Raw genomic sequence first — 18,786 nt, 5'->3', positions numbered from 1 at the left:
AAATTAGTACTATATTTGGCTTTTCAGCTTTATTTTAAAAAGATATTAAACGCCACTCACATAAAAGATTTGCTATGACTACAGAAAACAATCTTTCTGAAAACGAAGAAAACAAAAATTCTACTGAAGTATCTCAAGAACAAACATCACAAAACGATCCATCTCATGATGAAGATGCCCATGAAGAAGAGACAGAGCATTTGGAAGACCCTGTAGATGCTGATATCACTTTGGCTGATGCTTTGAAAGAAATGGAAAAAATCATTAACGCTCCCAATGCCGGTGAAGATTTTAGAAATTTCAATCTCCTCAAAGAAAAAGCAAGTCATTACATCCACGATGAAGTGGAAGACAAAAAGCACGAATATGTAGACGCCGGAAATGCTCCCGAAAATTTTAGCTACGAACATCCTTCACAAGCTAAATTTTCAGCGCTGGTCAATATTTTCAGGGAAAAACATGATGATTTCCAGAAAGGGCAGGAGGAAGAGCAGAAAAAAAATCTGGATCACCGTCAGAATATTATTGAAAGGCTTAAAAATCTTTATACCAACTCCGAGCCGGGCGTTAACCTTTTCAAATCTATCCGCGAGATCAAAGAAGAATGGTCAAATGCCGGACAGGTTGCTAAATCGGAATTCAAAATCCTGAATAATAATTACTTCCACCACCTGAATCAATTCTACCAGATGCTGGACCTAAATAAGGAATTCTTGGAACAGGAATACAGCCACAATCTTGAAAAAAGACAACACATTATTGCCCGTGCCAAAGAGCTTGAAAACGAACCTATCATTCAGAAAGCATTAAATGAGTTACAGTACCTTCATAAGCTCTGGAAGGAAGAAGCCGAGCCGGTAGCAGAAGAATTCCGTGAAAAAACATGGGAAGAATTCAAAGAAATCTCCAATAAAATTCACGAAAGAAAATCTGAACTTTCTGCAGCCATAGAATCTGAGCAGATCGCCAATTTTGAAAAGAAAAACCAGATCATCGCAGAAATCAAAAAACTTTCCGAACCTTCTGAAACACCCAATCACAATTACTGGCAGAATGCAATCAGAAGAGTTGAGGATTTACGTTCAGACTTTTTAAAAACCGGAAGTGTTCCAAGAAAATCATCCAACCAAAACTGGAATGATTTTAAAACAACACTCAGGGCATTCAATACAACGAAGAACAATTACTATAAATCTTTAAAAGGATCTCAACAGACTAACCTGGATGAAAAATTAAAGCTGATCCAGACGGCTAAAGATAATATGAATAATGAAGAATGGGATATTGCCGTTCCGTTATTCAAAAAATTACAGGAAGACTGGAAAAAGATTGGCCACGTCCCAAAGAGTATGACCAATAAAATCTGGGATGAGTTCCGCGATGCATGTAATACATTTTTCAACAACTACAGAGAGAAAAGCAATGTTTCTACAGACAACTGGAAAGAGAACTACAAAAATAAAAAAGACATTCTTGAAGATCTGAAAACAGTAACTGATGAAGAAGGCAGCATTGAAAGGATTGAAGCGATCAAAACAGCGTGGAATAATATCGGGAAAGTTCCGAGAGACAAAATTTCAATCAACTCTGAGTTCAATAAGACTTTGAGAGAAAAGCTGAAACTGAATAAAATCAATGAACTTGAACTTAAAGAAGAAGGATTATCAGAAAATCAGCTTACCGATAAAGCAAGAAAAATCAAGAGCCAGATCTCTGATCTTGAAGCTGAAATCGTGAAACTGGAAAACAACCTGGCATTTTTCAAAAACCCATCAAAAGAAAATCCGCTGTTGAAAGATACCTTCAACTCGATTGATGAGAAAAAAGCTCATCTGGAAACTTTAAAACAAAATCTTCACAGCATTATCGCTGGAGAATAATATAATTTTAAAATTTAAAAAGGCGGAGCAAAGCAATTTGGCTTCGCCTTTTTCATTCAATATGGAAGACGAATTTTACATAAAAAGGTGCATCGAACTGGCTCAGAAAGCTTTGGGCAAAACCTACCCCAATCCGTTGGTAGGAAGCGTGATTGTACATAACGGGGAAATCATCGGGGAAGGCTATCATCATAAAGCAGGAGAAAACCATGCAGAAATTAATGCAATTAATTCTGTAGTTAATAAAGATCTCATTCCCGAATCTACCATTTATGTTTCTTTGGAACCCTGTGCACATTATGGAAAAACACCACCCTGTGCCCTGAAAATTAAAGAACTCGGGTTTAAAAAAGTGGTGATCGGAGCAATGGATTCTCACGATAAAGTAAACGGAAAAGGAAAAAAAATCATTCAGGATGCAGGAATAGAAGCTGTTTCCGGAGTTTTAGAAAAAGAATGTATTAAACTCAACAAAAGATTCTTCACTTATCATGAAAAGAAAAGACCCTATATCATTCTGAAATGGGCGGAATCCGATGATGGTTTTTTAGACAAAGATTTTAAACCCTATTCTATTTCAAACTCCCTGGTGAACCAATTCGTACATCAGTTAAGAGCTGATGAGCATGCTATTTTAGTAGGAACTCAAACAGCGTTGAATGATAATCCGGGCTTAACTGTAAGAAATGCAGAGGGAACCCATCCGGTCAGAATTTTAATTGATTTCAATTTAAAAGTTCCACAGGATTTCAAAATATATAATAATGAAGCTAAAACCTTAATATTAAATTCTATAAAAGAAAAATACGAAGGCAGTATCCGGTTTATTAAAATTGGGAAACAAAATTTCCTTCCGGATCTGATGGATACTTTATATAAAGAGCAGATTCAATCAGTTATCATTGAAGGCGGACGTTTCACGTTACAGCAATTTATAGATGCCGGTCTTTGGGATGAAACCATAGTCATTAAGAATGAAAATTTAAAGCTTGAAAACGGGACAAAAGCTCCTGAATTTAATTACCAGCCTTCGGAAATCCGGTCTGTAAGAGATAACAGTATTTATTTTTACTATTCATAAAAAGCAGATTATTTTTTCAAATAATCACTACAAATTGAAATAAAATAATTAATTTGGCTGTAGCTAAATCAAATTATTATGAAAAATCTAAAGAAAATCAACCGCCAGAATTTAAAAAAAGTAACCGGAGGAATCAGAAAGTGCTGCACATTTTATCCGCCGGAACTGCAGTTACAATGCTGCCCTAATCCTTCAAGCATGAGCTGCCCACCACCCTGGATTGAAGGATCTTTTCCGGAAGCATGCTAAAATATTTTATGTATACATTGATAAAGAGAGCGGAAACGCTCTTTTTTCATTGAATTACTTTCCGTTACCTTTGTGAATACTTAATTCTAAAGCTTAATTTTGCACGACTAATTGCAGAGCGAATATGTTTGAATACAAAACCATAGAAAAACCCATAGAAAATACTTTGTTGAAAGAAAAAGGAAGCAAATTTATCGGATTTGCTTTCCCGGTCAGTAATGAAGGAGAGCTTAAGCGTGCGCTGGAAAAAATCAGGGCAGAGCATCCAAAAGCGACTCATCATTGTTATGCTTTCAGGATGGGCCTTAATGGTGAAAACTATCGCGCGAATGATGATGGAGAACCGTCCGGAAGCGCCGGGTTACCTATCTACAATCAATTATTAGCCCATGAAATTACAAACGTTCTGATAATTGTGGTGCGTTATTACGGCGGTACAAAACTAGGAGTTTCCGGATTGGTTAAAGCTTACAAAGAATCTGCAAAAATTACCCTGGAAGAAACCCATATCATTATAAAAGAGTTAGAAACTCAGATTGAAATTCACTTTAATTTTAATCAGCAGAATACCATCTTCACGCTGCTATCAAAATTTGATGCTAAGGTTTTGAATTTCGATGCAAATGAAAACTGTGTTCTGACAGCTTCTTTAAAAATAGCCCAAAAAGAAAGCATCTCAGAAAAATTATCCGAGATGCAAAATATTTCTTTTAAATTTCCAGACTGACTAATTTCTTCTGCTGCCCATCAATAATGATACCCAATAAAGAAGTTGTGCCAAAGATCCTATCGCAGCCACAAGATATGTTCTCGCAGCCCACTTTAAACTGTCCTGAACCCCTACATATTCTTCTGCCGTTACGGTTCCCGTATCTTTCAGCCATTTCATGGCCCTGTTGCTTGCATCATATTCTACCGGAAGGGTTACAAAAGCAAAAAGTGTGGTTACGGCAAACATAATGACACCGATCATTAAAACCGTTGAATTTCCATTCGGATCATCAATCGTTCTTGTTGCAGCCATAATGGCAATCCCGGCAATAAGAACAAACTGCATTAAATTAGAGCTTATGTTGACTACAGGCACCAGTTTGGAACGTAACTGAAGCATGGAATATCCAACTGCATGCTGTACAGCATGCCCACATTCATGGGCTGCCACTGCGGCCGCAGCTGCATTTCTCTGCATATAAACTCCTTCTGAAAGATTTACTGTTTTGTCTGCAGGATTATAGTGGTCTGTAAGCTGTCCTGGAACAGAAATCACCTGTACATCATTAATTCCATTGTCCCGCAACATTTTTTCCGCCACTTCTTTTCCGGAAAGCCCGTTTCTGAGATGTACATTGGAATAATATTCGAATTTGGACTTCAACTTCCATGAGACATACCAGCTCACAAGCATTGAAATTCCAATAATAATATAATAACCCGTCATTTTAAATAAATTTTTTATCCTTTAAGATGTAAAAACTGTGCCAAAGTATTGCATTTTATTAATTATATTTGTCCTTAAATTACCCTCATAAAGCTATGTCTAAAGTTTCAGTTATTGATGTAAAAACGCAGAATGAATTAAAAAAATTTGTAATGTTTCCAATGGATTTGTACAAGAACAATCCTTATTATGTTCCGTCTTTTATTAAGGATGAATTTAAAATCTGGAACGCAAAAGAAAACCCGGCCTTAAGCTATTCGGAATCCAGACAATTCCTTGCCATGAAAGACAATAAAGTGGTGGGAAGGATTGCAGTGATAATCAATCATAAAGAGGAAAAGGAATTAGGTATCAGAAAAGTACGTTTCGGATGGATAGATTTTATTGATGACCGGGAAGTTTCTGCAGCCCTGATTCAAAAAGCAATAGACTACGCTAAAGAAAACAATATTGATAAAATTGAGGGACCAATGGGTTTCACCAATCTTGATAAGGCCGGAATGCTGACTATGGGCTTCGATAAACTGGCTACCATGATCGGGATCTATAATCATGAATACTACCCCAAACATCTTGAAGCCCTCGGGATGACAAAAGAAAAAGAATGGGTAGAGTTTGAAATGAATTTCCCGAAGGTCTTACCTGAAAAAGTGGAAAAATTCAGTGGACTGATCGCACAGAAATACAAGCTTAAAGTTTTACATTTCAAATCAAAAGAAGAGATTGTGCCTTATGTAGAACCTATGTTTAAACTATTGGATGAAACTTACAAACATCTTTCCACCTACACTCCTATTTCTGACGAACAAATAAAAACGTATAAAGAAAAATATTTCCCTTTTATTGATAAGAATTATGTGATCTGTGTCGTAGATGAAAATCAGGAATTGGTTTCATTTGCCATTACAATGCCTTCTTATTCAAAAGCCTTGCAAAAATCAAAAGGAAAATTATTCCCGTTCGGATGGTGGCATTTTTTACAGGCCGGAAAGAAAAACGATCGGGCTAATTTTTATCTTATCGGAATTCATCCTGAATACCAGAGGCGTGGGGTTACAGCCATTATTTTTAAAGAAATATTTGTACGGTTTACCAGTATGGGGATCAATTTTGCAGAAACCAACCCTGAACTGGAAGAAAACAAAAGTGTACAGGTTCTCTGGCAGGATTATAATCCGGTGAACCATAAAAGGAGGAGAACGTACTCACTAACAATTAATTATGAGTGATAAGTGAAAGTGTAATTTAAGAACTTACACTGATTTCATTTGACACTAGGAATCATTTACACTTATAAAATCAAAAAAATATTATCAAAAACTTAAGTCCTGAACTTTAAACTTTAAACTCTAAACTCTACACCCGAATCACGCAACTCATAACTCATAACTCATAACTCATAATTCATAATTCATAATTCATGAAACCGCATTTAATCATTTTTGCCATTTTAATCGCAGGATTTATCATTTACAATTTCTTTTTCCGGATAGCAGATGATAAAACGAATACGGTAATTAATATAGCTTATGCGAGTATTCTTTTCGGCTATATTTCGTTTATGGCATTTTCCCTTCTGAAAAAAATGAAAAAATAACAATAAATTACAGAAGATTATTTATTATTCTATAAAATAATTTTTATTTTTACAATAAACTAATAATCTATGTACCATGAACTTAACATTAAAAAAGATTTTTTGGGGAATTTTTTTTATTTCAATAAAATTATATTCGCAGGAGTTTTATGTAAACTCTATTCTCGGTACCAATACAAATAAGGTATATAGACTTGATATTTCAAATACCAACCAAATAGACGAGCCTTTTTGTCCGCCTATAAATGGTACCTTCTCGGAAACATATACAGATATTGCCATTGATGGCTCCAATAATATCTATTATGTAACAGCTTCAGGAAGATTATACAGAAAAAACAGCTCCAATTCCACTTGTGACTTTCTTGGAGATTTCACTCTTACCAATGGATCAATTACTTCACTAACTTCCGATTCCGGAAAATACATCTATGGAACAGGATCTCCAAACAAATTATACAGATACGATACCACCTCCGGCATTTTCACAGACATGGGCAATCTTCCTGTTGGCCAATATATAGCAGGTGATCTCTTTTTTTATGACAGAAGGCTTTTTGTATCTACACTGACGGGGATACTTGAAATCAATATGGTGACTCCTTCACTGAGCTGCCCATACATGGCTTTGGGATTTTCAGACGTATATGCTGCGTTTTCAATAAATTACGGAAGCTATTCCAAAGCCTATATTATACGTACATCCTTTGGTGGTAACTCTACTTTGTTTGAGCTAGACATGGTCAATAAACAAGTCGGGCCTCCAATCCGAACCTATAATTATCAAATTAATGGCGCAGCATCTATTTACAGCTTAATTTCCATTAATTCTACATGTACGCCAACTCCTTTGGCTGTTCAGGAAACCGGCACTTCTGACACCTATTTCAATGTAGTTAACCCCGTGAAAAATACGATCATCTGTAACACCAATATCGATAGCCGGCAAATAGTCTCAATACACCTGTTTGATAGTTCAGGAAGGCTTATAAAGGATTTTTCAAAGCAAAGCAACCTTGAAAAACTGGATGTTTCAGGTTTATCAGACGGAATATACCTGTTAACACTCAGCACAAAAAAAGGGGAAACCTACACAAAAAAGATAATTATCAACAGCTAATTTTTATTGATTCTAAATTACTGGTTTTCCTAATTTTGATCCTACTTTTAAGCTGATTAATTTCATGCTTTCTTGTTTATTCGCTAAATTTGCAAATTGAGATAATAATGCAAAAATGAATTTACCTGAAAGTTATATTCCAATCCTTATACAAGCAGGTGTTGCAGTCGGTTTTGTAGCTGTTTCACTTCTTGGGGCACATTTTCTGGGTCCAAAACAGAAGAAAGGAAATTCTGTGAAAAACCAAAGCTGGGAATGTGGAGTACCTGTAGAAGGGAATGCAAGAACACCGTTTTCTATCAAATATTTCCTGACTGCAGTATTGTTTGTACTATTCGATATTGAAATCGTATTTTTTTATCCATACGCTGTAAACTTCAGAGAATTCGGATTTGAAGGATTCCTTGCTGTACTTACATTCGTAGCCATCTTTTTTGTCGCATTCTTCTATGTCTGGAAACGCGGCGCATTAGATTGGGATAAATAATTTTTAACATTAAAAAGATTCAAAAATTTAAAGATTTAAATCATTCTAATTTTTTAATCATTAAATCTTTTCAATCTTTAAATAATTTAACAAAATGTCAGATCAAAAACCAATAATAAGAACAGATGCACCTGCTCCCGAAGGATTTGAAGGAGAAGGATTTTTCGCAACGAAACTGAGCAGTGTAATCGGGATGGCCAGAAAATTTTCCCTTTGGCCCCTACCCTTTGCGACCTCTTGTTGTGGTATCGAGTTTATGGCTACTCTGAACCCGACGTATGATGCTTCAAGATTTGGTATGGAAAGAAACTCTTTCTCACCAAGACAGGCAGATATGTTGATGGTTTGCGGAACTATATCTAAGAAATTAGGACCCGTCCTGAAAGAAGTTTACACTCAGATGGCAGAGCCGAAATGGGTGGTTGCCGTGGGAGCATGCGCTTCCAGTGGTGGTATTTTTGACACCTATTCCGTATTACAGGGAATTGATAAAATTATTCCGGTTGACGTATACGTTCCGGGATGCCCGCCAAGACCGGAGCAGATCATTGAAGGCGTAATGCAGGTACAGGCCCTTGCAGAAAGCGAAAGCATCAGAAGAAGAGATATGCCTGAATACCAGAAATTATTAGATTCTTACAACATAAGCAACTAAACGGAAATGACAAACGAATTTGTATTAGAAGCCATCACAAGAGAATTTCCGGAATCAGTAATTTCAAGCTCAGAGCCTTATGGGATGCTGACGGTTGAAATTAAAAAAGATGATATTAAAAAGGTGATTCATTATCTTAAAGACTCATCACTTGAATTTAATTTCCTTACCGATATTTGTGGAATCCATTACCCTGAATTTCCGGAGAAAGAAATAGGTGTTGTTTATCATTTACACAACATGATGGCCAATTTCAGAATCCGTCTGAAAATTTTCATGTCAAGAGAAAACATTGAAGTAGATTCACTTGTAGAATTATATGCAGGAGCCAACTGGATGGAAAGAGAAACTTATGATTTCTACGGAATCAAATTCAAAGGACATCCGGATCTGAGACCTATTTTAAATATGGAAGATCTTGGATACCACCCGATGTTGAAGGAATATCGTTTGGAAGACGGTACAAGAACCGATAAGAACGATAGCATGTTCGGAAGATAAAAATATAAATAATGACGGATTGTGATTGATTATTAATCATCATCTGTCAATTATCAATTATATATTATGAAAGATAACTCATTATCTAATATACTAAACCAGTACGAAAGTAAGGAACAGATTGACGGACAATTGTATACCCTCAATTTAGGGCCTACCCACCCTGCTACTCACGGGATTTTCCAGAATATCTTAACGATGGATGGAGAAAGGATTCTTCACGCTGAGCAAACGGTAGGCTATATCCACAGAGCATTTGAGAAAATTTCCGAAAGAAGAAATTATGCTCAGATCACGACCCTTACCGACCGTATGAATTACTGCTCTGCACCGATTAACAATTTAGGCTGGCACATGACCGTAGAGAAACTTATAGGAGTGGAAGTTCCCAAGCGTGTAGATTACATGCGTGTGATTCTTATGGAATTAGCAAGAATCGGAGACCACCTTATTTGTAACGGGGTAACCGGAATGGACTCCGGAGCGATCACAGGCCTTACCTATATGTTTATCGAAAGAGAACGTATCTACGACATGTACGAGCAGATCTGTGGAGCAAGAATGACCACAAATATGGGAAGAATCGGAGGTTTTGAAAGAGATTTCACTCCAAAATTCCATGAGCTGCTGAAAGACTTCTTAAAAACTTTCCCGCCAAGATTCCAGGAGTTCTGTAATTTACTGGAAAGAAACAGAATTTTCATGGACAGAACCATCGGAGCAGGGGCTATTTCTGCGGAAAGGGCTTTAAGCTATGGCTTCACCGGTCCAAACTTACGTGCAGCAGGTGTAGATTATGATGTAAGAGTTGCACAGCCTTATTCCTCTTACGAAGATTTTGATTTCATTATACCTGTAGGAACCTCAGGAGACACTTACGACCGTTTCATGGTTCGTCAGCAGGAAATCTGGGAATCGATTAAAATCATCAAACAAGCATACGAAAATCTTCCAGAAGGGCCATTCCATGCGGATGTTCCTGATTTCTATCTTCCTGAAAAGGCAGATGTTTATCAGAAAATGGAAGCATTGATCTACCATTTCAAAATTGTAATGGGAGAAACCGATGTACCAAAAGGTGAAGTGTATCATGCTGTAGAAGGTGGAAACGGAGAATTAGGTTTCTATTTAGTGAGTGACGGCGGAAGAAGCCCTTACAGGCTGCACTTCAGAAGACCATGTTTTATCTACTACCAGGCCTATCCTGAAATGATAACGGGTTCTGTAATTTCGGATGCAATTGTTACCATGTGTAGTATGAATATTATTGCGGGAGAATTAGACGCATAAAAAAGAAGATGTCAGACGTCAGATTTCAGATGTTAGACTCTTCGCTTTATATATAAATTTAAAATCTGATGTCTGAAATCTGGCATCTGAAATCTTAGATAAAAAATGAGCGAAACAATAGCTTTTAAACCGGAAAGTTTAGAACAGGTACATAAAATTATTGCAAGATATCCTGAAGGAAGACAAAAGTCTGCCCTTCTTCCTGTCCTTCACTTAGCGCAGAAAGAATTCGGGGGATGGTTAGACGTTCCTGTGATGGATTATGTAGCTGAATTATTAAGTATCAAGCCAATTGAAGTATATGAAGTAGCGACTTTTTATACCATGTTCAACATGAAACCGGTTGGTAAATATGTTTTGGAAGTTTGCAGAACAGGCCCTTGCATGGTTTGCGGAAGCGAAAAGATCCTTAATCATATCAGAACCAGACTGAACATTAAAGACGGGGAAACGACTGAAGATGGCATGTTTACCCTAAAACCTGCTGAATGCCTTGGGGCATGCGGATATGCGCCGATGATGCAGTTAGGAAAATTCTTTCATGAAAATTTAACGATAGAAAAAGTAGACGAAATCCTTGATCTTTGCAGACAGGGGCAGGTTGCTTTGGATTAATTAAAATATACGATGAGTAAAAAACTTTTACTTAAAGATGCCCATATAGAAGGTATCCGCTACTTTGAAACTTACCGTAAACAGGGAGGTTATACTGCAGCTGAAAAGGCCTTGAAGATGACAACTGACGAAGTTCTTGAAGAAGTAAAAGCTTCAGGTCTTCGTGGCCGTGGTGGAGCAGGATTCCCGACAGGGATGAAATGGAGCTTTCTGGCAAAGCCGGAAGGTGTTCCAAGACATTTAGTAGTAAATGCTGATGAATCTGAGCCGGGTACTTTCAAAGACAGATATCTGATGGAATTTCTTCCTCATTTATTGATTGAAGGAATGCTTATCTCATCTTACTGTTTAGGATCAAATGTTTCTTATATCTACATCCGCGGAGAGTATTCATGGATTCCGGATATTCTTGAAGAAGCCATTGAAGAAGCTAAAGCAGCAGGATTTTTAGGTAAAAATATCCTCGGGACAGGTTTCGATTGTGAAATTTATGTTCAGAGAGGAGGCGGAGCATATATCTGTGGTGAAGAAACCGCATTGCTTGAATCTCTGGAAGGAAAAAGGGGAAACCCAAGATTAAAACCGCCATTCCCTGCTGTAAAAGGACTTTGGGAAAGACCAACGGTGGTAAACAACGTTGAATCGATTGCAGCCATCGTTCCTATTATTGATATTACAGGAGCTGAATATGCAAAGATCGGGGTTGGAAGATCTACAGGTACGAAATTAATTTCCGCTTGCGGAAACATCAATAAACCGGGAGTTTATGAAATCGATATGACCATTACGGTAGAAGAATTCATTTATTCTGATGAATATTGCGGTGGTATTGCGAATGGTAAGAGATTAAAAGCCTGTATTCCGGGTGGAAGCTCTGTTCCGATCGTTCCTGCCAATTTATTACTGAAAACAGTAAACGGAGAACCCAGATACATGAACTATGAATCTTTAGCTGACGGTGGTTTCGCTACCGGAACGATGATGGGTTCAGGAGGTTTCATCGTTTTAGATGAAGACCAGTGTATCGTGGAACATACCATGACTTTAGCAAGGTTCTATAACCACGAAAGTTGCGGACAATGTACGCCTTGCCGTGAAGGTACGGGATGGATGTACAAGATTTTAAAGAAAATTGAGAAGGGAGAAGGAAAAATGGAAGACATTGATTTGCTTTGGGATATCCAGAGAAAAATCGAAGGAAATACTATTTGTCCGCTGGGTGATGCAGCAGCATGGCCTGTTGCAGCAGCGATTCGTCATTTCAGAGATGAATTCGAATGGCATATTAAAAACCCTGAACTATGTTTAACACAAAATTACGGATTAGCCAATTATGCAGAACCAATTCCTGCTGTTGAAAATAATGCTTAGAATGAAAAATTTGTTGGTAGTAGCTTTAATGATGTCAGGTTTTGCTTTTGGACAGGTCAAAAAAGATACATTAGAAAAAGAGTATAAATTGGAGGTAGCTCCTTATAAAGCTGAAAAAAAACAAAAACCTTATCCGTTAAGTAAAAAGGGTCAGGTATTCGTTTTCTATGGTTGGAACAGAGGTGCTTATGGTAATTCTGATATCCATTTTAGTGGAAACGGCTACGATTTTCAGTTGAATAATGTGTCTGCAAGAGATAAACCTACAAAGTTCGGGATCGTTTATTTTGATCCAACCTGGTTTACAGTAACGCAGTATAATTTCAGGATCGGATATTTTATAAAAGATAATCTGGCCATTGTTTTAGGAGTAGACCACATGAAATATGTAATGAAGCAGAATCAGACGGTAGGTTTCTCAGGATATATTTCAGATCCGAAATATGCAGGAATGGTACAGAACGGACAGGTAGATTTATCTGATACGCAGTTTCTTACTTTTGAGCATACAGACGGGTTGAATTATGAAAACCTAGGTCTTGAAAAATATAAAAATCTTATTCATAAAAAAAATATAGATTTGGTATGGTCTTATGGAGCCGGAATCGGAGTGATGTTCCCGAAAAGTAATATCAAGCTTTTTGGAAATGAAAGAAGCGACCGTTTCCACGTTGCAGGTATGGGAACCGATCTTAGATCCAGCCTTAACCTGGTTTTCTGGAAAAACTGGATGATAAGAGCAGAAGCAAAAGCCGGATATATCAATATGTGGGATATTAAAACCACATTAAATAATAAACCGGATAAAGCCCGTCAGGATTTTGTTTTTGGACAGATCCTTGCAGGAATCGGATATACATTTAATACAAAGAAGTATAATTAAAATAGAGCTTAAAAGCTTTTAACAGCATAAGCGAAAAGCATAGAATATGAGCGAAGAGGTTAAAAAATTCAAAATCACTATAGACGGACAGACTACTGAAGTTTTGCCTGGAACTTCCATCCTGGAAGCGGCAAGACAGATCGGTGGGAAATCTGTACCTCCTGCAATGTGCTACTACAGCAAGTTAGAAACCAGTGGCGGGAGATGTAGGACTTGCCTGGTAGAAGTTTCTAAAGGGTCTGAAGCAGATCCCCGTCCTATGCCAAAATTGGTAGCAAGCTGCAGAACGAATGTAATGGATGGTATGGAAGTAAAAAACCTTACTTCCGATAAAGCTCAGGAAGGTAGAAAAGCGGTTACCGAATTTTTATTGGTCAACCACCCGCTGGATTGCCCTATCTGTGACCAGGCAGGAGAATGTCATCTTCAGGATCTTGGATACGAGCATGGTGTTGAAAATACAAGAACGGAATTCGAAAGAAATACTTACGAAGCAGATGATCTTGGTCCGAATATCAAATTGAATATGAACCGTTGCATTCTTTGTGCAAGATGCGTGCTTACCGCTAATCAGCTTACAGATACAAGAGAACACGGGATTCTTTTCAGAGGAGATCATGCTGAAATATCGACTTACCTGAATAAAGCTTTGGATAATGACTTTATCGGAAATGTTATTGATGTTTGCCCGGTAGGAGCTTTAACAGACAGAACTGCCCGTTTTGCAAGCAGAGTCTGGTTTACCAATCCTATGAATGCAACCTGCAAATGTGATAAATGTTCAGGAAAAGCTGTGGTATGGATGAAAGGTGACGAGATTGTAAGAGTTACGGCAAGAAAAGACCAATGGGGAGAAGTGGAAGAATTCATCTGTGATACCTGCCGTTTCGAAAGAAAGAGCTTAAGCGACTGGAATATCGAAGGTCCTAGACATATCGACAGACATTCAGTGATTTCATTGAACCATTATGAAAAGCCTAAAGATGAGCTAAGGGTTTTAGACAATCCGATGGCTAAAGAAATCAGCGAAAAAGACGAAAAATAATTAATAAGACATCAGATCTCAGACACCAGACTTCAGACCTAACTGACATCTAGCATCTGACATCTTATATCCAACATCTAATATAAAAATGGATTTACTTACATTTAAACTTATACTTGTGCTAGCACTTTTCCTGCTTTCATTAACGATTGCAGCCTACTCTACATGGGCAGAAAGAAAAGTTGCCTCTATCATGCAGGATAGAATTGGTCCCAACAGAGCCGGGCCTTTCGGGTTGCTGCAGCCTCTTGCTGATGGTGGTAAATTCTTCTTTAAGGAAGACTTTACTCCGGCTAATGCAGAAAAATTCCTGTTTATCCTGGGGCCGGCTTTAGTGATGTTTATTTCATTAATTACCGGAGCGGTTATACCCTGGGGTAAAAGTTTAAATATTGCAGGAACTTCTTTTGATTTACAGGTTGCCAACATTGATGTGGGGGTGCTTTTCATCATAGGAATGGCTTCCATCGGTGTTTACGGAATCATGATCGGAGGCTGGGCTTCCAACAATAAATACTCATTATTAGGTGCAATCCGTGCTTCCTCTCAGATGATTTCTTATGAGCTGGCAATGGGATTGGCTTTGCTTTCTATCATTATGATGACGGGAAGTTTAGATTTAAAAGTAATTACTGAAAATCAGACTACAGGAAAACTTTGGGGCGTGATTCCCTGGGTTTCTGGTTTGAACTGGAATATTTTCTACCAGCCAATTGCCTTCCTGGTATTTTTCGTAGCTGCTTTGGCAGAGACCAACAGACACCCTTTCGATTTACCTGAGTGTGAATCTGAGTTGGTAACAGGATATTCTACGGAATACTCTTCAATGAAATTAGGTTTATATATGTTTGGTGAATATGTGAACATGTTTATCTCCAACGCTTTCATGGTTGTTCTTTTCTTTGGCGGATACAACTATCCGGGGATTGAGTGGGTCACTCAGAACTGGGGTGAAAATACAGCAGGTATTTTAAGCATTGTAGCATTTTTATCTAAAACGGTAATCGGAATCCTGATCTTTATGTGGATCAGATGGACACTTCCAAGATTCAGATATGACCAGCTGATGCACTTAGGATGGAAAACCCTTATCCCAATGGCGTTGGTAAACCTGCTGATTACAGGAGCTGTAATTTTAGCATTTGGAAATTAAATTATCCAAACCTTATAGGTTTTAGAAACCTATAAGGTTTGATTGAATATTAAAAATTAAGATAACAGACAAGATTAGTCTAAATCTAACGTCTAACATCTAACATCTATAATTAAATGAAACTTACTAACAGATCAAAAGTTGTTTCTAACAAGGAAATGACCCTTGCCGAGAAAATCTATCTACCTGCGATTTTCAAAGGTATGGGGATTACACTTAAGCATGCTGTAAGAACCGTAGTAAAAGGTGCTCCGGCAGTTTATTCGTATCCAGAAGTACAGAAGCCGAGAGCTACCATTTGGAGAGGGCACCATGTTCTGAAAAGAGATGAGGAAGGCAGAGAAAGATGCACAGCTTGCGGACTTTGTGCTGTGGCATGCCCTGCAGAAGCAATTACAATGACTGCTGCTGAAAGAACGAAGGAAGAAAAGCACCTTTACAGAGAAGAAAAATATGCTTCAGTATATGAAATCAATATGTTGAGATGCATCTTCTGCGGTATGTGTGAAGAAGCCTGCCCTAAATCTGCAATCTATCTTACAGACAGATTGGTAGACGTGGAAACCAACAGAGGTTCTTTCATCTATGGTAAAGATAAATTAGTTGAAAAAATAAATGAAAGGATTGACATCACGACAAGACAATCCGAGAAACAAAAAAATGCGGTAAAATAATGGATCAGTTTTTATTTTTCTTGGTGGCGTTTTTAGCAGTGGCAAGTGCTGTTTATTTTGTATTTGCCAGAAATCCTTTATATGCTATTTTGTCATTAATTGTTACAATGTTCTCAATTGCCGGAATGTACATTCTTCTGAATGCCCAGTTCCTTGCCATCATCCAGATTATAGTGTATGCCGGAGCCATCATGGTATTGTTCCTTTATATCCTGATGATGCTCAACCTTAATAAAGCAGACGAAAGTAAGAAGAACAATACTTTAAAATTTGTTGGGGTTTTTACAGCCGGGATTTTATTAGTTGGCGTTTTAGGGGTATTCAGAGGGGTTAAAGAAAACCATGTGGTATTGGATAATGTAGACAGAGGAGTTGGACTTACCAAAAATCTGGGTAAACTTTTGTTTAATGAATATGTTTTACCGTTTGAGCTTGCTTCCATTCTTATTTTGGCAGGTATTGTAGGCGCGGTATTAATCGGTAAAAAAGATTTATAAATTATGGGAGAAGTAAATACATTTATACAAAGCATCCCTTTAGACTACTTCATCATTCTTTCTTCAGTATTATTCTGTTTAGGAGTGTTGGGCGTATTATTGAGAAAAAATGCTATTGTTATTTTAGGTTGTGTTGAGCTTATGCTGAATTCTGTAAACCTTTTATTGGCCGCTTTTTCAGCGTACAAAGGAAACGGTGACGGCCAACTTTTAGTTTTCTTCATTATGGTGGTGGCTGCTGCGGAAGTAGCGGTAGGCCTGGCAATTATTGCCATGCTATATAGAAATACCCGTTCTGTAGATGTGAGTATATTTAATAAATTAAGAGGATAAGGAATGGAAAATTTAGTGTATGCAATAATACTTTTACCACTTTTAGGGTTTCTTATTAACGGTTTATTCGGGAAAAATCTTCCAAAAATAGTGGTTGGAAGCCTGGCGACAGCAATGGTTTTTATCCCTTTCTGTATCGCGGTAAGCATTTTCATGAATTTCGATTCTGGAAGCCAGCCTGTGATCGTAAAAGCTTTTGAATGGTTCAGAGTAAATGGGGTTCAGATTAATTTCGGGTTCCAGATCGATCAGTTGTCATTAATGATGATCATGATCGTTACAGGAATCGGGTCTTTGATCCACCTGTACTCTATCGGATATATGAGTCATGATAAAGGATTCTACAAGTTTTTCACTTACCTGAATCTTTTCATCTTCTCAATGTTATTATTGGTAATGGGAAGCAACTATCTGATTTTATTCATCGGATGGGAAGGTGTAGGTCTTTGTTCTTACCTGTTGATCGGATTCTGGTATACCAACGAAGAATACGGTAAAGCAGCAAGAAAGGCATTCATCATGAACAGAATCGGTGACCTTGCATTACTGATCGGTATTTTCATGATCGCTTCTCAGACCAACGCGGTTGATTATCTTTCAGTTGCTGAAAATGCTTCAAAATTTGAATTGGACGGACCTGTAATTATCTTTATTACGGCGAGTTTATTTATTGGTGCTACCGGTAAATCTGCTCAGGTTCCTTTATATACATGGCTACCGGACGCAATGGCCGGGCCGACTCCTGTTTCTGCCCTAATCCACGCGGCAACGATGGTTACAGCAGGGATCTACCTGGTAGTAAGATCAAACTTCTTATTTACACTGGCACCTACCGTTCAGGACGGAATTTTACTGATCGGGTTCTTAACGGCGGCTTTGGCAGGTTTCTATGCGCTTCGTCAGAACGATATCAAAAAAGTACTGGCCTATTCTACCGTTTCACAACTTGGATTTATGTTTATTGCTTTAGGATTGGGAGCCTATACAACGGCTATGTTCCATGTAATGACACATGCTTTCTTTAAAGCTTTATTGTTCCTTGGAGCAGGTTCTGTAATTCACGCGATGAGCAACGAACAGGATATGCGTTTCATGGGCGGGCTTAAAAAAGTAATTCCGGTTACCCATGCTACGTTCCTTATCGGAACACTGGCAATTTCAGGATTCCCTTTACTTTCGGGGATGATCTCAAAAGACGAAATTTTAGTGGCAGCCTATGCTAAAAACCCGGTTTACTGGGTAATGTTATTCATTTTAGCGGCGATCACGGCAACTTATATGTTCAGACTGTACTACCTGACTTTTCACGGGGAATTCAGAGGTACTGAAGAGCAAAAACATCATTTACATGAAAGCCCTGCAAATATGACATTACCATTGATCGTATTGGCTGTACTTTCTGTCGTTGGTGGTTTAATCAACCTTCCTCACTTTATCGGTCACGGTCATTATGCCAAGCTAATGGAATGGCTGAAGCCTGTATTAACAGAGGAAAGTTTCAAACACATGGAAGCTACCCTTTCAGGAGTTGAGTTCAATACTGAAATGATCCTTCTGGCAGCAACGGTGATCATGTTCTTCTCAGTATGGTTCATCGTTAAAAATACTTATGTGAATAAGAAAAAGATGGCTCTTGCAGAAGAAAACTATACCGGCTGGGAAAAGCTTTCTGCAAAAAAATTATATGTAGACGAACTTTACAATGCATTGATTGTAAAAACTGTTGAAGGATTAGGACGCGGAGGAAAAATGTTTGATAAGGGTATTTTAGACCGTTTTGTAGATTTTGTGGGTGAAGGTGCTGAAGACAGCGGTAAATCTATGAAACGTATTCAAAACGGAAATGTTGAGAATTACATTCTTATCATGTCTTTAGCTGTGGGAATTATACTGATTGTTAACTTTATATTACAATAA

General features: G+C 37.8%; 21 protein-coding genes. 20 read left to right on the top strand and 1 reads right to left on the bottom strand.

What is annotated here, in order from left to right; genetic code table 11:
• Positions 1–74: 74 nt before the first annotated feature.
• From PMI13_RS14505 to PMI13_RS14495, 4 genes are all read left to right on the top strand, one after another.
• Entirely contained in the window at positions 75–1,880 is a 1,806-nt protein-coding gene (locus PMI13_RS14505) for a DUF349 domain-containing protein (protein WP_007844991.1), read from the top strand.
• 61 nt (positions 1,881–1,941) lie between these two features.
• The gene (ribD, locus tag PMI13_RS14500) at positions 1,942–2,961 is read left to right on the top strand and encodes a bifunctional diaminohydroxyphosphoribosylaminopyrimidine deaminase/5-amino-6-(5-phosphoribosylamino)uracil reductase RibD (protein ID WP_034669603.1); all 1,020 of its coding nucleotides are present in this window, start codon (positions 1,942–1,944) and stop codon (positions 2,959–2,961) included.
• Positions 2,962–3,039: 78 nt separating this feature from the next.
• Entirely contained in the window at positions 3,040–3,210 is a 171-nt protein-coding gene (locus tag PMI13_RS21200) for a bacteriocin-like protein (RefSeq protein ID WP_156104432.1), read from the top strand.
• 124 nt (positions 3,211–3,334) lie between these two features.
• Positions 3,335–3,937: an IMPACT family protein gene (locus PMI13_RS14495; protein ID WP_007844987.1), complete on the top strand. Its 603-nt coding sequence runs from the start codon at positions 3,335–3,337 to the stop codon at positions 3,935–3,937.
• On the opposite strand, the gene PMI13_RS14490 is transcribed toward PMI13_RS14495, so the two are convergent.
• Positions 3,938–4,648: a zinc metallopeptidase gene (locus PMI13_RS14490; RefSeq protein ID WP_007844985.1), complete on the bottom strand. Its 711-nt coding sequence runs from the start codon at positions 4,646–4,648 to the stop codon at positions 3,938–3,940. It abuts the gene before it with no gap.
• 95 nt (positions 4,649–4,743) lie between these two features.
• Here PMI13_RS14490 and PMI13_RS14485 point away from each other — a divergent pair, with 95 nt between their 5' ends.
• From PMI13_RS14485 to nuoL, 16 genes are all read left to right on the top strand, one after another.
• Positions 4,744–5,877: a hypothetical protein gene (locus PMI13_RS14485; RefSeq protein ID WP_007844983.1), complete on the top strand. Its 1,134-nt coding sequence runs from the start codon at positions 4,744–4,746 to the stop codon at positions 5,875–5,877.
• A gap of 191 nt (positions 5,878–6,068) precedes the next feature.
• Positions 6,069–6,245 carry a hypothetical protein gene (locus PMI13_RS21355; protein WP_007844981.1) on the top strand — a complete coding sequence of 59 codons (177 nt, stop codon included), beginning with the start codon at positions 6,069–6,071 and terminating at the stop codon, positions 6,243–6,245.
• A gap of 76 nt (positions 6,246–6,321) precedes the next feature.
• A complete protein-coding gene (locus tag PMI13_RS14480) occupies positions 6,322–7,365 on the top strand; it encodes a T9SS type A sorting domain-containing protein (protein WP_007844980.1) in 1,044 nt (347 codons plus the stop codon).
• Between the two features lie 115 nt (positions 7,366–7,480).
• Positions 7,481–7,852 (top strand): NADH-quinone oxidoreductase subunit A, encoded by a 372-nt coding sequence (locus tag PMI13_RS14475; protein WP_007844978.1) that lies wholly within the window; start codon positions 7,481–7,483, stop codon positions 7,850–7,852.
• Positions 7,853–7,946: 94 nt separating this feature from the next.
• Positions 7,947–8,507: an NADH-quinone oxidoreductase subunit B gene (locus tag PMI13_RS14470; protein ID WP_007844976.1), complete on the top strand. Its 561-nt coding sequence runs from the start codon at positions 7,947–7,949 to the stop codon at positions 8,505–8,507.
• Between the two features lie 6 nt (positions 8,508–8,513).
• Complete coding sequence (locus PMI13_RS14465) at positions 8,514–9,008, top strand: NADH-quinone oxidoreductase subunit C (protein ID WP_007844974.1); 495 nt, start codon at positions 8,514–8,516, stop codon at positions 9,006–9,008.
• Between the two features lie 66 nt (positions 9,009–9,074).
• Positions 9,075–10,298 (top strand): NADH dehydrogenase (quinone) subunit D, encoded by a 1,224-nt coding sequence (gene nuoD / locus PMI13_RS14460; protein WP_007844972.1) that lies wholly within the window; start codon positions 9,075–9,077, stop codon positions 10,296–10,298.
• Between the two features lie 105 nt (positions 10,299–10,403).
• Entirely contained in the window at positions 10,404–10,913 is a 510-nt protein-coding gene (locus PMI13_RS14455; protein ID WP_007844971.1) for an NADH-quinone oxidoreductase subunit NuoE family protein, read from the top strand.
• A 12-nt stretch (positions 10,914–10,925) separates the two neighbouring features.
• Complete coding sequence (nuoF, locus tag PMI13_RS14450) at positions 10,926–12,284, top strand: NADH-quinone oxidoreductase subunit NuoF (RefSeq protein ID WP_007844969.1); 1,359 nt, start codon at positions 10,926–10,928, stop codon at positions 12,282–12,284.
• Between the two features lies 1 nt (position 12,285).
• Entirely contained in the window at positions 12,286–13,167 is an 882-nt protein-coding gene (locus PMI13_RS14445) for a hypothetical protein (RefSeq protein ID WP_007844968.1), read from the top strand.
• A gap of 46 nt (positions 13,168–13,213) precedes the next feature.
• Positions 13,214–14,212, top strand: a complete 999-nt coding sequence (locus tag PMI13_RS14440; RefSeq protein WP_007844966.1) for a 2Fe-2S iron-sulfur cluster-binding protein — start codon at positions 13,214–13,216, stop codon at positions 14,210–14,212.
• A gap of 88 nt (positions 14,213–14,300) precedes the next feature.
• On the top strand, positions 14,301–15,365 hold the full coding sequence (gene nuoH / locus PMI13_RS14435) for an NADH-quinone oxidoreductase subunit NuoH (protein ID WP_007844965.1): 1,065 nt from the start codon (positions 14,301–14,303) through the stop codon (positions 15,363–15,365).
• A gap of 116 nt (positions 15,366–15,481) precedes the next feature.
• Complete coding sequence (locus PMI13_RS14430) at positions 15,482–16,039, top strand: NuoI/complex I 23 kDa subunit family protein (protein ID WP_007844964.1); 558 nt, start codon at positions 15,482–15,484, stop codon at positions 16,037–16,039.
• A complete protein-coding gene (locus PMI13_RS21350; protein ID WP_007844963.1) occupies positions 16,039–16,536 on the top strand; it encodes an NADH-quinone oxidoreductase subunit J family protein in 498 nt (165 codons plus the stop codon). Before PMI13_RS14430 ends, PMI13_RS21350 begins: the two co-directional genes overlap by 1 nt.
• A 3-nt stretch (positions 16,537–16,539) precedes the next feature.
• The gene (gene nuoK / locus PMI13_RS21345; RefSeq protein WP_007844962.1) at positions 16,540–16,869 is read left to right on the top strand and encodes an NADH-quinone oxidoreductase subunit NuoK; all 330 of its coding nucleotides are present in this window, start codon (positions 16,540–16,542) and stop codon (positions 16,867–16,869) included.
• Positions 16,870–16,872: 3 nt separating this feature from the next.
• On the top strand, positions 16,873–18,786 hold the full coding sequence (nuoL, locus tag PMI13_RS14415) for an NADH-quinone oxidoreductase subunit L (RefSeq protein WP_007844961.1): 1,914 nt from the start codon (positions 16,873–16,875) through the stop codon (positions 18,784–18,786).

This window comes from Chryseobacterium populi (genome assembly GCF_000282115.1).
GTDB classification, from domain to species: Bacteria; Bacteroidota; Bacteroidia; order Flavobacteriales; family Weeksellaceae; genus Chryseobacterium; species Chryseobacterium populi.
This window is presented reverse-complemented; position numbering and strand designations above follow the sequence as displayed.